This is a genomic window from Methanolobus profundi, from assembly GCF_900114835.1.
Taxonomy (GTDB): domain Archaea; phylum Halobacteriota; class Methanosarcinia; order Methanosarcinales; family Methanosarcinaceae; genus Methanolobus; species Methanolobus profundi.
This window is the reverse complement of sequence record NZ_FOUJ01000006.1, coordinates 66,357-78,382: the sequence shown is the minus strand read 5'-3', so window position 1 is coordinate 78,382 and position 12,026 is coordinate 66,357. Positions and strand designations below refer to the sequence as shown.

Below are 12,026 nucleotides of genomic sequence, written 5' to 3'. Positions count from 1 at the left end.
ATGGTTACAGCAAAAATTATAGATCTATCAGGAAATGCCAAGGGAGACATTGACCTTCCTGAGGTATTCAACGAGGTATACAGACCTGACCTTATCAAAAGAGCAGTTCTTGCAGCTCAGTCCAACAGGTACCAGCCATATGGTCCAAGGATGTACTCCGGTATGGACACATCTGCACATTCCTGGGGCTCAGGAAGAGGTGTTGCCCAGATCCCAAGGATCGCTAACGGAAGCCGTGCAGCAAGAGTTCCTCAGGCTGTAGGCGGTAGGAGAGCACACCCTCCAAAGCCTGAAGCAGATAGAACTGAGAAGGTCAACAAGAAAGAAAGACGTATGGCTATTCGCTCCGCGATCGCTGCAACATCTGATGCAGATATCGTAAAGGCACGTGGTCACAGATTCGAAGCACAGCTTCCACTGGTCGCTGCAAGCGAATTTGAGGACGTCGAAAAGACAAAGGATGTCATAAGCTTCCTGCAGAACGCAGGTGTATATGACGACGTACTCCGTGCAAAGGACGGAAGGAACATCCGTGCAGGAAAGGGTAAGGTACGTGGAAGGAGATTCAAGAACAAGAAGAGTCTTCTTATTGTTGCAACCTGTGACAGCCCACTCATGAGGTCCGCAAGGAACCTTTCCGGTGTAGATGTCGTATCCGTTGACTCGCTCAATGCTGAACTTCTTGCACCAGGTACACACGCAGGCAGATTGACCGTCTGGACAGAGTCTGCAATAGCTTCACTTGGAGGGATGTTCGAATGACCATCATAAAATATCCGTTTATTACAGAAAAGGCAATGATGCTGCTTGAAGATAACAAACTTCAGTTCATCGTGGACACCCGCGCGAACAAGAAGCAGATCAAAGCTGATGTAATGAAGATGTACGGGTTCCCTGTCGAATCTGTCTGTACAATGAGCACAATGAAAGGTCTGAAAAAGGCGATCGTTACATTCGAAGGCACAGAAGCAGCCCACGAGATCGCGACCAGAATTGGCCTGATGTGAGGTGGACATAAATGACAAAGAGAATCATATCACAGAACAGAGGTCGTGGAACTCCAACTTACAGAGCTCCATCACACAAGTTCAAAGCTGCACTTAAACACCCACGTGTCGACGAAGAAAGCACGGTTTATGGTACAGTTATCGAAATTACACACGATCCGGCACGTTCAGCACCTATTGTCAAAGTTTCCTTTGATAATGGTGAAGAGCGCCTGATCATTGCTCCTGAAGGTATATCAGTAGGTGAGAAGATCGCTTGCGGAATCTCAGCTGAGATCAAACCTGGTAACATCCTGCCTCTTGCAGAGATCCCAGAAGGTATCCCGGTCTGTAACATAGAGTCCAAGCCAAACGATGGCGGACAGTTCGCACGTGCATCTGGTGCCTATGGAACAGTTGTATCCCACGACCGTGGAAAGACAGTTGTTCAGATGCCATCAGGTGAAATGAAGTGGTTGAACCCTAAATGCCGTGCAACTATTGGTATCGTTGCTGGTGGTGGCAGGGTTGACAGGCCTTTCCTTAAGGCTGGTAAGAAGTACCACAAGATGAAGACAAGAGCTGCAAAGTATCCTCGTGTATCAGGTATTGCTATGAATGCTATTGACCACCCATTCGGTGGAGGTAACCGCAAGCACCCTGGTAAGCCAACAACTGTTGGAAGGAACGCACCTCCTGGTCGTAAGGTAGGTCAGATAGCAGCACGCAGGACCGGAAAGCGTTAACCGGAGGTTAGTACATGGCAAAGAAATCATCATCAAGATTACCAAAACGAAAAGGTGAATATACCTACCGTGGTAAAACGGTAGCAGAACTCCAGGCTCTGGATGTTGACGAGTTTATTGGGATGTTGCCTGCACGTGAACGCCGTACTCTTAAGAGGGGCTACACAGAAGGCAGAAAGGACGTTGTTCAGCAGCTCAGAGATGGTAAAGACAATTTGAGGACCCACTACAGGGATATCATAATATTCCCTGAGATGGTCGGCAAAAATGTAGAAGTGTACAATGGCAAGTCATTTGTAGCATTTGAGATACAGCCTGAGATGATCGGACACAGGTTCGGAGAGTTCTCCCCAACCAGACCAAAGGTTTCCCACGGTAGCGCTGGTGTAGGAGCAACCCGTTCAAGCAAGTTCGTGCCACTTAAGTAAGGTGAGATAAATGGCAAGAATTGGATATTCAATCGAATTGGACCCAAAAGTAAGTTCTAAGGCAATGGGCGCTGAGCTTCATATCTCCCCTAAAAAGTCACGTGAACTTGGTAAAGCGATCAAAGGCATGCGTACAACTGCAGCACAGAGATACCTCGAAGAAGTCGTCATAATGAAGCAGGCAGTTCCTTTCAAGAGGCACAGCGATGGTTCTGGACACAGAAAAGGTCCAATGGCAAACGGTAGGTACCCTGTAAAGGTTGCCCAGGCTTTCCTCAAGATCCTTGAGAATGCCAGGAACAACGCTGAATACAAGGGACTTGACCCAGATAACATGTACATTGCACATATTGCTTCAAAACGCGGACGTGTGATCCATGGTATGAGGCCAAGGGCACGTGGACGTGGCAGTCCAAGTAATACAGAGACTGTGAATGTAGAGATTATTTTGAATGAGGTGCGCTAATGGCAATAGAGAAGAAGTTCGTACAGGAAGGCTATGTAAAAGCTTCAATGGACGAATATTTCGCAAAACAGCTCAGCAAAGCCGGTTACGGTGGAATGGAGATCAACCGTACCCCAATGGGTACCCAGATCACTGTATATGCTGAAAAGCCAGGCATGGTCATTGGTAAGGCTGGTAAGGTCATCCGTAAACTTACCCGTGATATCGACAGGATGTATGACATAGACAATCCACAGATCGATGCACAGGAAGTCAGGAAGCCTGAGCTCAATGCCCAGATGATGGCAAGCCGCCTTGCTTCTTCCATAGAGAGAGGCTGGTATTTCAGGAAAGCCGGTCATAATACCCTTAGGGCAATTATGAACTCAGGCGCACTGGGCTGTGAGATCGTAATTTCAGGTAAATTGACAGGTGCAAGGTCAAGGGTTGAGAAACTTGTTGACGGATACATCAAGCACGCTGGAAAACCTGCTGAAGATATGGTTGACGAGGGATTCGCAGTAGCTGTTAAGAAGCTGGGAACCCTTGGATGTAAAGTTAGGATCATCCCTCCGGATGTAGTATTACCTGACGCTTTTGACATAAGGGAAGTCGTTGAGACCGAAGTGGTCGAGGCTGTTGCACCGGAAGCTGCAAAGGCTGACATCGCAGAACTTGTAGAGAAAGAGTCTGAGGGTGAGGTTGCAGACGAGGAAGAAGCAGTAGAAGTTGCCGAGGAATCTGTAGAAACAGAGGTTGCTGAAGAGACTCCAGCTGAGGAAGTTGTTGAGGAGGCAAATGCAGATGAGGCACCTGTAACTGACGATGAAGATGTCGAAGATGATAACAAGAGGCTGGTTGACGGTGTATGGCAGCATAAGCATGATGGCTATGACTACTGGCACCCAGTCGCACGTATCCATAAGGAGGATAAGTAATGGCAATTCTTCGATTGAACGAGATAAGGGACATGTCCCCTGAAGAAAGGATGGACGAACTCGAGAAAATGAGAGACGAACTCATTCGCGAACGTGCACTTTCATCAGCTGGTGGAGCTCCTGACAATCCGGGCAGGATTGCTGAACTCAGGAAGACCGTCGCCAGGATAAAGACTATCCAGAGAGAGATGAAGGAGATCTGATTTGGAGATCACTCCTTCTAAACTGGTATTCCATGAACTGATCGGGTCGAACGTAAAGGTAATAGAGGCGACAAATCCGACATTGAACGATATGAGCGGCAAAGTGGTTGACGAAACAAAGAACATGATCATTGTTCTCAAAGAGGACGGGACCGAACGAAAGGTTCCGAAAAAGGGATCATCCTTTGTGTTTCAGATACCTTCCCGATTATCCAAAAGGCATGCTGAGAGGTATGTTAAAGTTGATGGAAACCTTCTGATCTCACAACCTGAGAACAGAACAAAGAATATAAGAAAAATACACATGAGGTAATAATCATGGTTAAAGATATTGGATTGGATGTCCCAGCTCCCGAAGTGGAGTGTGACGATGTCAATTGTCCTTTCCACGGAGCACTTCCGGTTCGCGGACAGGTCCTTGTAGGGACCGTTGTCAGCAACAAGATGGACAAGACAGTGGTCATCCAGCGTAGGCACGAGATGCTAATTAAGAAATATCAGAGATATGAAAAGAGGCAATCCAAGATCCACGCACACAATCCTCCATGCATAGATGCAAAGGTAGGGGACGTTGTGACAGTGGCTGAATGCAGGCCTCTTAGTAAGACTAAATCCTATGTAGTAATCAAGGCGGAGGCACAGGAATGAGGGGAATTAAATCCACCGTTCCACGTGCACTCAATGCCGGTGCTAAGATCGACTGCGTGGACAATACAGGTGCACGTGTAGTTGAGATCATTTCCGTAAAGGGCTACAGAGGCGTTAAGAACAGACATCCTAGAGCTGGTGTTGGTAACATGTGCGTGGTTTCCGTAAAGAAAGGAACACCGGAAATGCGCAAGCAGATCCTTCTCGCAGTGATTGTACGCCAGAAACAGGAAATGCGCCGTCCAGATGGTCTGAGGGTTTCCTTTGAAGATAACGCAGTTGTCATTGTTGACGCAGACGGTATACCAAAAGGAACTGACATCAAAGGTCCTGTAGCAAGGGAAGCAGCAGAAAGGTTCCCAAAGATCGGTACAACCGCATCTATGGTAGTTTGAGGTGTGTAAAATGGTATCAAATCAACCAAGAAAACAGAGAAAGGCAAGATATACTGCTCCTCTGCACATCAAACAGAAATACATGGGTGCTCCCCTTTCCAAGGACCTCCGTGACAAATACGGTTGCCGCAGTGCCAGCGTTATCGTTGGGGACACTGTGAAGGTAATGCGTGGAGATCATGCAGGAACCTCTGGTAAGGTAGAAGCAATATCCCTCAAACACGGAACGATCGTTGTAGAAGGTGTAACTGTCTCAAAGGCAGATGGTACAGAGGTTGCAAGACCTGTATACCCTTCAAATGTGATGATCACGTCCCTGGAAATGAAGGATAAACACAGAGAAGAAGTTATCAGTAACAGGTGATTTTGTGGGCAAACATCAGAAAAGAATATCTGTCCCAAAGAGCTGGCAGGTATCAAAGAAATCCAACAAATGGGTCACCGCAACAAGACCGGGTCCACATAACAAACAGCAGAGCATTCCTCTTGGTGTACTCCTGAGGGACATGCTGGGTATTGTAGACACCCGCGCAGAAGCAAAGCGCGTTCTTTCAGAAGGCAACATACTTGTTGATGGTGTTATCAGAAAGGATCTCAGGTTCCCTGTAGGTCTTTTAGATGTAATTACTATCCCTCTCGAGAATGTAGCATACCGTATGCTGCTGGACCGCAAGGGAAGACTTGAAGTTCATAAGCTTGAAGATGTAGGTGCAAACAAGCTTTGCAGGATCAACGGTAAGACCATAATAAAGGGCGGAGCAGTACAGCTTAACCTCAATGACGGTACAAACCTCCTTGGTTCCAATGATTATAAGCCAAAGGATTCACTCATCCTCTCTCTGCCTGACAAGAACATTGTCAAGCACATCAAGTATGAGGTAGGTAACCTTGCTATGATCGTTGGTGGAAGACACACAGGTGAGATCGGTACTATCAAGGAGATCAACACTGTAAGAAGTTCCAAGCACAACACGGTCGCAATTTCCGGAGACTATGAGTTTGAGACCATCGAGGACTTCGTTGTCGTCATCGGCGAGAAGGAGCCAGATATTAAATTAGGTGGTGAGGTAGTTGAGTAATCCAATGAGAACGCCTGTAGTAGAAAAGGTAGTTGTTCACATGGGTGTCGGAGAAAGTGGTCAGCATCTTGTAGATGCTGAAGGCATTCTTGGAGAGATTACCGGACAGACCGTTGTAAGGACATATTCAAAGAGAACTCTTCCAGCATTTGGTATCAAGAAGAACGAGCCAATTGGATGTAAGGTCACACTCAGGTCTGACCGTGCAGAAGAGTTCCTGAAGACAGCACTTAATATAGTAGAGAGCAATCTCAGAGCATCCCAGTTCGATAAATATGGGAATGTTGCCTTTGGTATTGAGGAGCACACTGACTTCCCAGGCATGAGGTATGATCCTAACATCGGTATCTTTGGAATGGATATCAATGTTATTGTGAACCGTCCAGGTTACAGGATCAACAAAAGAAGGATCGTCAAGAGGAAGATCCCAACATCTCACAAGATCACAAAAGAGGATACAATTGCTTTCTTCAAAGACAAATACTCCGTGGAGGTAATATAAATGGTACAAACCACAAAGAGCTTTGGAAGAGGAGCAAGCGAATGCAAGAGATGTGGAAGAAAACAGGGTCTTGTAAGGAAATATGGAATTTACCTTTGCAGACACTGCTTCCGTGAAGTTGCCCACGATATGGGATTCGAAAAGTATACGTGAGGTGTAAGAAATGGTATTATTAGATCCGCTTGCTGACGCTCTGTCTACAATAAAGAACGCAGAGGCAATTGGTAAGGATTCCTGTGTCATAAGACCAGCATCAAAACTCATTGGTACCGTACTTAAGGTCATGAAGGACCGTGGATATGTCGGTGAATTCGAGTTTGTTGAAGATGGTAAGGCTGGAATCTATAAAGTTGAACTTATTGGTAGGATCAACAAATGTGGTGCTATCAAACCACGTTATTCAGTAGGTGCTGCAGACTTCGAAAGATGGGAAAAGCAGTTCCTTCCTGCAAAGAACTTCGGAACACTCATACTTACAACCTCAAATGGTGTAATATCCCAGTACGAAGCTCGTGAGAATAACGTTGGTGGACAGTTAATTGCATATGTGTACTGATGGAAGTGATGTCGCATGGCAAAAGAAATAAAGAAAATAATCCCTATCCCTGAAGGTGTGACCGTCACATTCCAGGGCCAGGTTCTCACAGTGTCTGGTCAGAAAGGCAAGAACGAGAGGACCTTCTGGTATCCTGGTATCAAGATAGAGGTAATGGATTCAGAAGTGGTCGTGGACTCCTCGGTCATGAAGAAGACCCAGAAAGCAATGGTCGGAACCTTTGCATCACATATCTCTAATATGATCAAAGGTGTCACAGAGGGATTCGAATATCGCATGAAGGTCGTTTACTCTCACTTCCCTATGCAGATCAAGGTAGAAGGGAAGCAGTTAATGATCGGCAATTTCCTTGGAGAGAAAAAGGCAAGATCTGCTAACATCCTTGGTGAGTCAAAGGTAAAGGCTTCTGGTGATGAGGTTGTTGTGACCGGTATCAACAAAGAGGATGTCGGACAGACAGCTGCTAACATCGAGCAGGCAACAAGGATCAAGAGATTCGACCCCCGTGTATTCCAGGACGGAATATACACAGTGGAGAAGATAGTGTAGGTGATTTGAATGGATGATAAAATTAAACGCCTTTTTAAGGTAAGGAAGATCCAGAAGCACAAAAAACCTGATTTCAAAAGGACCGAGAGCCACAAGTACAAGCGTCTGGACGACAACTGGAGGCGCCCAAGGGGTCTTCAGGGTAAGCAGCGCAAGGGTATCAAGGCAAAGGGTGCTGTTGCTCAGGTAGGCTATGGAAGTCCTGCTGCTGTAAAGGGTTTACACCCATCCGGCTATGCAGAGGTCCTTGTATGCACAATTTCACAGCTTGACACTGTCAATGCAGAAGTTGAAGCTATCAGGATAGCTGCAAAGGTTGGCGGAAGAAAGAAGGCTATCATAGAGGCAAAGGCTGCAGAGCTTTCAATAAAGGTCCTCAACCCAACAAGGGGTGAATAAGATGACCGATCTGACCAATCAGAAAAGAATTGCTGCAGCAGTTTTAGGGTGTGGGGTCCACAGAGTATGGCTCGACCCTGAAGCAGCAGATGATATTGCAGTGGCTATCACCAGAGCTGACATCCGTGAGCTCATAGAAGCTGGCAGCGTCAAGGCCATCCCTGTAAAGGGTGTAAGCCGTGGTCGTGCAAGAGAAAGAGATGCCAAGCGTAAGTATGGTCACCGTAAAGGACATGGTAAGAGAAAAGGTAAGAAGGGTGCACGTAATCCTCGTAAAGAGCAGTGGATGAAGAAGATCCGTGCTCTGAGGAAGGAACTTAAACAAATGCGTGCAGATGGCTCATTGGACAGGTCAACCTATTGTAAGGTTTACCGCAAGGCAAAGGGTGGAGAATACCGTAGTGTAGCTCACCTTAAGGCACACCTTGAGTCAGAAAAACTCATTAAGCACGAGGAATAATCATGGCAACAGGACCCAGATATAAAGTCGCATTCAGACGACGAAGAGAAGGGCGTACTGATTACCACCAGAGATTGAGGTTACTCCTTTCAAAGGAAGACCGTGTGGTAGTACGCAAGAGCTCAAGGCACATGCAGGTCCAGCTTGTAGCTCCAAAACCTGAAGGGGATGTAACCCTTTCAGCTGCAGTTTCTAAAGAACTTGCAAAGTACGGATACAACGCATCTACAGGAAACACAACAGCTGCCTACCTTACCGGTCTGTTATTCGGTTACAGGGCGCTGAGCAAAGGATATGATTACGGCGTTCTTGACATAGGGCTCCAGGCATCATCATCCGGATCACGTGTATATGCAACCCTTAAAGGTATAGTAGATGCAGGATTCGAGATTCCTCATGACTCATCTGTCCTTCCTTCAGATGAGAGAGTAAGAGGAGAACACGTAGCAGAGTACATGGAAGACTCAAATCTGCCTGAACTGTTCGATGCAGTTAAGGAAAAGATCTCTGCTGAGTTCAACTAGGTGATTACATGGCATATCAATATGAAGACGCATGGGTTCCACAGACAAGACTCGGAACACTCGTTCAAGAAGGGCAGATCACTTCCATGGATGAAGTAATAGAGTCAGGTCTTCCAATAAGGGAATACCAAATAATCGATATCCTGTTACCTGATCTTGAGGATGAGGTTCTTGATATCAACATGGTCCAGAGGATGACTGACTCCGGACGTCGTGTAAAGTTCAGAGCAACTGTAATTGTTGGTAACGGCAATGGTTTCGTTGGACTTGGACAGGCAAAGGACGTTCAGGTCGGACCAGCTATCAGGAAAGCTATCAGCAATGCAAAGATAAACATAATCAAGGTAAAACGTGGCTGCGGTTCATGGGAATGCGCATGCGGTCTTGAGCACACAGTACCTTCACAGGTACGTGGAAAGGCCGGCAGTGTTCTTGTAGAGCTTAAACCTGCACCACGTGGACTTGGTCTTGCTGCTGGAGACACTGCAAGGAAAGTACTCGAGAAGGCAGGTATCAAGGATGTCTGGACAAGGACAGAAGGTACCACAAGGACAACCTTGAACTTCGCAAAGGCTACATTCAACGCACTTGAGAACTCAGGTGTTGTAAGAATGCCTGCAAACATGGAGAACAAGGAGGCTTAAAATGTACGCTTTGGTCAGAGTACGTGGAGACGTCAATGTTAGGGGTACCATCAAGGATACCCTTAAAATGGTCCGTCTGCACAAAGTGAACCACTGTGTTCTCCTTGCTGACAATCCTCACAATGCAGGAATGATCCAGAAAGTAAAGGACTATGTGGCCTATGGTGTCATTGATGCTGACACACTTGCAGAGATGCTCACAAACCGTGGAAGACTTGAGGGTGACGTAAGGCTCACCGAGGAATATGTAGCTGAGAATACAGACTATGATTCCATCAAGGCTCTTGCACAGGCTGTCTGTGACGGTAACGCAACCCTTAAAGATGTACCAAAGCTCAAGCCGGTATTCAGGCTCCACCCTCCAAGGAAGGGGCACTCCGGTATGAAGAGAACGGTCCAGCAGGGCGGTGTACTGGGTAACCATGGTGAAGACATCAACAAATTGTTGAAGAAGATGAGGTGATCCTGATGACATCTAAGAAAACCAACACAAAGAAGTTCAGAGGTTCACGCACATGTGGTGGCGGAACAACCAAGAACAGACGTGGTGCAGGTAACCGTGGTGGAAGAGGTAGATGTGGTGAGAACAAACACCATTCTACACGTGCACTTCAGCTCGGATACTTCCGTGGACATCAGAGAGGATTCAAGCGCCCATTGAAGGTTCTGAACGATGCTTCAATTGTGAACGTCGGTGAACTCGATGAACTAGCTGATCAGCTTGTTGAAGACGGTTTTGCAGAACTTCAGGATGGCACATATGTCATCGATCTTGCTGTATTAGATATTGACAAGGTACTTGGTTCCGGAAAGGTATCCAAGAAGCTTTCAATCACAGCATCTGAATTTTCAGCAAGTGCTAAGGAAAAGATCGAAGGTGCAGGTGGATCTTGCACTGAGATAGAAGAGTAATGCCATCTGGCATTACCTATTTTATTTTTATTTCTATGCGGATAAGGCATACATATTTATTAATGTGTAGATCTATTTAGGTGTACTTTACCTAATAATTGCATGGATCTTTCCATTCAAAGGGTGGAATTAATGAGTCTTAAGGATAGTTTGGAACCAATTTTTAATAAATTGCCTGCGGTTGCAAGTCCAGAGGGGCACGTCCATTTTAAAAACAAATTAATGTGGACTCTCGGAATTCTCGTGCTCTATTTTGCACTTGCTAATGTACCGCTGTTTGGATTGTCAGCGGATTCGATCGACCTGTTCGAGTCCTATAGAGCATTTTTTGCCGGAGCTTCGGGTTCTCTGATGCTTCTGGGTATCGGTCCTATTGTTACCGCATCCATTGTCCTTCAGCTATTGGTCGGTGCTGATGTCATTAAGCTCGACATGTCCAACCCATCAGACCAGGCGTTCTTCCAGGGCGCACAGAAGTTCATGGTCTTTGTAATGATAGTACTTGAGGCTCTTCCACAGATCGCTGGTGGTTATATCCAGCCGGATGCAGCTCTCGCATCAACCTTAGGCGTAGGCCTTGGTGTAGTTACATTTATCATCTTTATACAGATATGCATAGGCGGTGTACTGGTACTCTTCATGGATGAGGTAGTTTCCAAATGGGGTATCGGTTCTGGTGTCGGTCTTTTCATTGTGGCTGGTGTTTCCCAGCAGATCGTTACCGGTCTTTTCAACTGGACATCGGATTCAAGTGGCCTTCCAACAGGTTTCTTCCCTAAATGGTTATACATCGTGCAGAATGTGGAAGCAGATTTCCTATTCTCTGGCGATGGTATAATGTTCATGCTTATAAGTGGTGGAATACTTGCATTGGTAAGTACTATAGTGATCTTCCTGCTTGTAGTCTATGTAGAAAGTACACGTATCGAGATCCCTCTGGCACATAGTGCAGTAAGGGGTGCAAGGGGTAAGTTCCCTGTAAAACTCATATATGCTTCAGTTCTGCCAATGATCCTTGTAAGGGCATTGCAGGCGAATATCCAGATGGTAGGTCTTCTGCTCAGCAGTAAAGGAATAACATTCCTTGGTGAGTTCAGTGGCTCAACTCCTATCAATGGTATTATGTATTATCTGGCTCCAATCCACAGTCCATATGACTGGATACCTTCTCTTGTAAGGGAATCATTCACAAGTTATGGTGCACCTGTTCCTGCTTTCTGGCAGATCGGTCTGCACGTATTAACAGATGCTGTGTTCCTGATAGTAGGAGGTATTGTGTTTGCACTGTTCTGGATCGAGACGACGGGAATGGGTGCAAAACCAACAGCTAAAAAGATATTTAACTCAGGGATGCAGATCCCAGGTTTCAGAAGGAATATCGGAAGTATCGAGAAGGTCATGTTAAGGTATATCCCGAAAGTAACCGTAATTGGTGGTGCTTTCATTGGTTTCCTTACATTGGTCGCAAGTCTGCTTGGTACCCTTGGAGGTGCAGGTGGTACTGGTCTTCTGCTTACGGTAAGTATTGTATATCGTTTGTATGAGGATATAGCATCTGAGCAGATGATGGAGATGCATCCGATGGTACGGTCCTTCTTCGGACAAGAATAAG

Annotated in this window: 23 protein-coding genes; all 23 read left to right on the top strand. The window is 46.2% G+C overall.

Annotated elements, in window-relative coordinates:
• The 23 genes from rpl4p (at position 1) to secY (ending at position 12,025) form a co-directional block, all read left to right on the top strand.
• Complete coding sequence (rpl4p, locus tag BM008_RS12695; protein ID WP_091937603.1) at positions 1-762, top strand: 50S ribosomal protein L4; 762 nt, start codon at positions 1-3, stop codon at positions 760-762.
• On the top strand, positions 759-1,007 hold the full coding sequence (locus tag BM008_RS12690; protein ID WP_091937601.1) for a 50S ribosomal protein L23: 249 nt from the start codon (positions 759-761) through the stop codon (positions 1,005-1,007). Before rpl4p ends, BM008_RS12690 begins: the two co-directional genes overlap by 4 nt.
• Positions 1,008-1,018: 11 nt before the next feature.
• Positions 1,019-1,732, top strand: coding sequence for a 50S ribosomal protein L2 (locus tag BM008_RS12685; protein WP_091937599.1), 714 nt, complete (start codon positions 1,019-1,021; stop codon positions 1,730-1,732).
• Positions 1,733-1,746: 14 nt separating this feature from the next.
• Complete coding sequence (locus BM008_RS12680) at positions 1,747-2,160, top strand: 30S ribosomal protein S19 (RefSeq protein ID WP_091937597.1); 414 nt, start codon at positions 1,747-1,749, stop codon at positions 2,158-2,160.
• 10 nt (positions 2,161-2,170) lie between these two features.
• Positions 2,171-2,626 carry a 50S ribosomal protein L22 gene (locus tag BM008_RS12675; protein WP_091937595.1) on the top strand — a complete coding sequence of 152 codons (456 nt, stop codon included), beginning with the start codon at positions 2,171-2,173 and terminating at the stop codon, positions 2,624-2,626.
• Positions 2,626-3,543 (top strand): 30S ribosomal protein S3, encoded by a 918-nt coding sequence (locus BM008_RS12670; RefSeq protein WP_091937593.1) that lies wholly within the window; start codon positions 2,626-2,628, stop codon positions 3,541-3,543. Before BM008_RS12675 ends, BM008_RS12670 begins: the two co-directional genes overlap by 1 nt.
• Positions 3,543-3,746 carry a 50S ribosomal protein L29 gene (rpmC, locus tag BM008_RS12665; RefSeq protein WP_091937591.1) on the top strand — a complete coding sequence of 68 codons (204 nt, stop codon included), beginning with the start codon at positions 3,543-3,545 and terminating at the stop codon, positions 3,744-3,746. The genes BM008_RS12670 and rpmC overlap by 1 nt, the downstream gene beginning before the upstream one ends.
• A gap of 1 nt (position 3,747) precedes the next feature.
• Positions 3,748-4,059, top strand: coding sequence for a ribonuclease P protein component 1 (gene rnp1, locus BM008_RS12660; protein WP_091937590.1), 312 nt, complete (start codon positions 3,748-3,750; stop codon positions 4,057-4,059).
• Between the two features lie 5 nt (positions 4,060-4,064).
• Complete coding sequence (locus tag BM008_RS12655; RefSeq protein WP_091937588.1) at positions 4,065-4,394, top strand: 30S ribosomal protein S17; 330 nt, start codon at positions 4,065-4,067, stop codon at positions 4,392-4,394.
• Positions 4,391-4,789, top strand: a complete 399-nt coding sequence (locus BM008_RS12650) for a 50S ribosomal protein L14 (RefSeq protein ID WP_091937586.1) — start codon at positions 4,391-4,393, stop codon at positions 4,787-4,789. The genes BM008_RS12655 and BM008_RS12650 overlap by 4 nt, the downstream gene beginning before the upstream one ends.
• Positions 4,790-4,799: 10 nt before the next feature.
• Entirely contained in the window at positions 4,800-5,153 is a 354-nt protein-coding gene (gene rplX, locus BM008_RS12645) for a 50S ribosomal protein L24 (protein WP_091937584.1), read from the top strand.
• A 4-nt stretch (positions 5,154-5,157) separates the two neighbouring features.
• On the top strand, positions 5,158-5,868 hold the full coding sequence (locus BM008_RS12640; RefSeq protein ID WP_091937582.1) for a 30S ribosomal protein S4e: 711 nt from the start codon (positions 5,158-5,160) through the stop codon (positions 5,866-5,868).
• Positions 5,869-5,872: 4 nt separating this feature from the next.
• Entirely contained in the window at positions 5,873-6,370 is a 498-nt protein-coding gene (locus BM008_RS12635) for a 50S ribosomal protein L5 (RefSeq protein ID WP_091937793.1), read from the top strand.
• The gene (locus tag BM008_RS12630) at positions 6,371-6,523 is read left to right on the top strand and encodes a 30S ribosomal protein S14 (RefSeq protein WP_091709280.1); all 153 of its coding nucleotides are present in this window, start codon (positions 6,371-6,373) and stop codon (positions 6,521-6,523) included.
• Between the two features lie 10 nt (positions 6,524-6,533).
• Entirely contained in the window at positions 6,534-6,926 is a 393-nt protein-coding gene (locus BM008_RS12625; protein ID WP_091937580.1) for a 30S ribosomal protein S8, read from the top strand.
• A gap of 15 nt (positions 6,927-6,941) precedes the next feature.
• Complete coding sequence (locus BM008_RS12620; protein WP_091937578.1) at positions 6,942-7,475, top strand: 50S ribosomal protein L6; 534 nt, start codon at positions 6,942-6,944, stop codon at positions 7,473-7,475.
• A 9-nt stretch (positions 7,476-7,484) separates the two neighbouring features.
• Positions 7,485-7,874, top strand: a complete 390-nt coding sequence (locus BM008_RS12615; protein WP_091937576.1) for a 50S ribosomal protein L32e — start codon at positions 7,485-7,487, stop codon at positions 7,872-7,874.
• A gap of 1 nt (position 7,875) precedes the next feature.
• Positions 7,876-8,334 carry a 50S ribosomal protein L19e gene (locus BM008_RS12610; RefSeq protein ID WP_091937574.1) on the top strand — a complete coding sequence of 153 codons (459 nt, stop codon included), beginning with the start codon at positions 7,876-7,878 and terminating at the stop codon, positions 8,332-8,334.
• 2 nt (positions 8,335-8,336) lie between these two features.
• Positions 8,337-8,858: a 50S ribosomal protein L18 gene (locus tag BM008_RS12605; protein WP_091937572.1), complete on the top strand. Its 522-nt coding sequence runs from the start codon at positions 8,337-8,339 to the stop codon at positions 8,856-8,858.
• 8 nt (positions 8,859-8,866) lie between these two features.
• Positions 8,867-9,502: a 30S ribosomal protein S5 gene (locus tag BM008_RS12600; RefSeq protein WP_091937570.1), complete on the top strand. Its 636-nt coding sequence runs from the start codon at positions 8,867-8,869 to the stop codon at positions 9,500-9,502.
• Between the two features lies 1 nt (position 9,503).
• A complete protein-coding gene (locus BM008_RS12595; RefSeq protein ID WP_091937568.1) occupies positions 9,504-9,965 on the top strand; it encodes a 50S ribosomal protein L30 in 462 nt (153 codons plus the stop codon).
• Between the two features lie 5 nt (positions 9,966-9,970).
• Positions 9,971-10,414, top strand: coding sequence for an uL15m family ribosomal protein (locus BM008_RS12590; RefSeq protein ID WP_091937566.1), 444 nt, complete (start codon positions 9,971-9,973; stop codon positions 10,412-10,414).
• A gap of 132 nt (positions 10,415-10,546) precedes the next feature.
• The gene (gene secY, locus BM008_RS12585) at positions 10,547-12,025 is read left to right on the top strand and encodes a preprotein translocase subunit SecY (RefSeq protein ID WP_091937564.1); all 1,479 of its coding nucleotides are present in this window, start codon (positions 10,547-10,549) and stop codon (positions 12,023-12,025) included.
• The last annotated feature ends 1 nt before the right edge of the window (position 12,026 follow it).

Excerpts from the sequence above, each read along its gene's own strand:
- BM008_RS12685 (WP_091937599.1), top strand. The coding sequence starts at position 1,019 with ATGACAAAGAGAATCATATCACAGAACAGAGGTCGTGGAACTCCAACT.
- BM008_RS12635 (WP_091937793.1), top strand. The coding sequence starts at position 5,873 with ATGAGAACGCCTGTAGTAGAAAAGGTAGTTGTTCACATGGGTGTCGGA.
- BM008_RS12655 (WP_091937588.1), top strand. The coding sequence starts at position 4,065 with ATGGTTAAAGATATTGGATTGGATGTCCCAGCTCCCGAAGTGGAGTGT.
- BM008_RS12625 (WP_091937580.1), top strand. The coding sequence starts at position 6,534 with ATGGTATTATTAGATCCGCTTGCTGACGCTCTGTCTACAATAAAGAAC.
- BM008_RS12680 (WP_091937597.1), top strand. The coding sequence starts at position 1,747 with ATGGCAAAGAAATCATCATCAAGATTACCAAAACGAAAAGGTGAATAT.
- BM008_RS12595 (WP_091937568.1), top strand. The coding sequence starts at position 9,504 with ATGTACGCTTTGGTCAGAGTACGTGGAGACGTCAATGTTAGGGGTACC.
- BM008_RS12670 (WP_091937593.1), top strand. The coding sequence starts at position 2,626 with ATGGCAATAGAGAAGAAGTTCGTACAGGAAGGCTATGTAAAAGCTTCA.
- BM008_RS12590 (WP_091937566.1), top strand. The coding sequence starts at position 9,971 with ATGACATCTAAGAAAACCAACACAAAGAAGTTCAGAGGTTCACGCACA.
- BM008_RS12620 (WP_091937578.1), top strand. The coding sequence starts at position 6,942 with ATGGCAAAAGAAATAAAGAAAATAATCCCTATCCCTGAAGGTGTGACC.
- BM008_RS12675 (WP_091937595.1), top strand. The coding sequence starts at position 2,171 with ATGGCAAGAATTGGATATTCAATCGAATTGGACCCAAAAGTAAGTTCT.
- rpl4p (WP_091937603.1), top strand. The coding sequence starts at position 1 with ATGGTTACAGCAAAAATTATAGATCTATCAGGAAATGCCAAGGGAGAC.
- rpmC (WP_091937591.1), top strand. The coding sequence starts at position 3,543 with ATGGCAATTCTTCGATTGAACGAGATAAGGGACATGTCCCCTGAAGAA.
- BM008_RS12690 (WP_091937601.1), top strand. The coding sequence starts at position 759 with ATGACCATCATAAAATATCCGTTTATTACAGAAAAGGCAATGATGCTG.
- secY (WP_091937564.1), top strand. The coding sequence starts at position 10,547 with ATGAGTCTTAAGGATAGTTTGGAACCAATTTTTAATAAATTGCCTGCG.
- BM008_RS12605 (WP_091937572.1), top strand. The coding sequence starts at position 8,337 with ATGGCAACAGGACCCAGATATAAAGTCGCATTCAGACGACGAAGAGAA.
- BM008_RS12610 (WP_091937574.1), top strand. The coding sequence starts at position 7,876 with ATGACCGATCTGACCAATCAGAAAAGAATTGCTGCAGCAGTTTTAGGG.
- rplX (WP_091937584.1), top strand. The coding sequence starts at position 4,800 with ATGGTATCAAATCAACCAAGAAAACAGAGAAAGGCAAGATATACTGCT.
- BM008_RS12615 (WP_091937576.1), top strand. The coding sequence starts at position 7,485 with ATGGATGATAAAATTAAACGCCTTTTTAAGGTAAGGAAGATCCAGAAG.
- BM008_RS12630 (WP_091709280.1), top strand. The coding sequence starts at position 6,371 with ATGGTACAAACCACAAAGAGCTTTGGAAGAGGAGCAAGCGAATGCAAG.
- BM008_RS12600 (WP_091937570.1), top strand. The coding sequence starts at position 8,867 with ATGGCATATCAATATGAAGACGCATGGGTTCCACAGACAAGACTCGGA.
- BM008_RS12650 (WP_091937586.1), top strand. The coding sequence starts at position 4,391 with ATGAGGGGAATTAAATCCACCGTTCCACGTGCACTCAATGCCGGTGCT.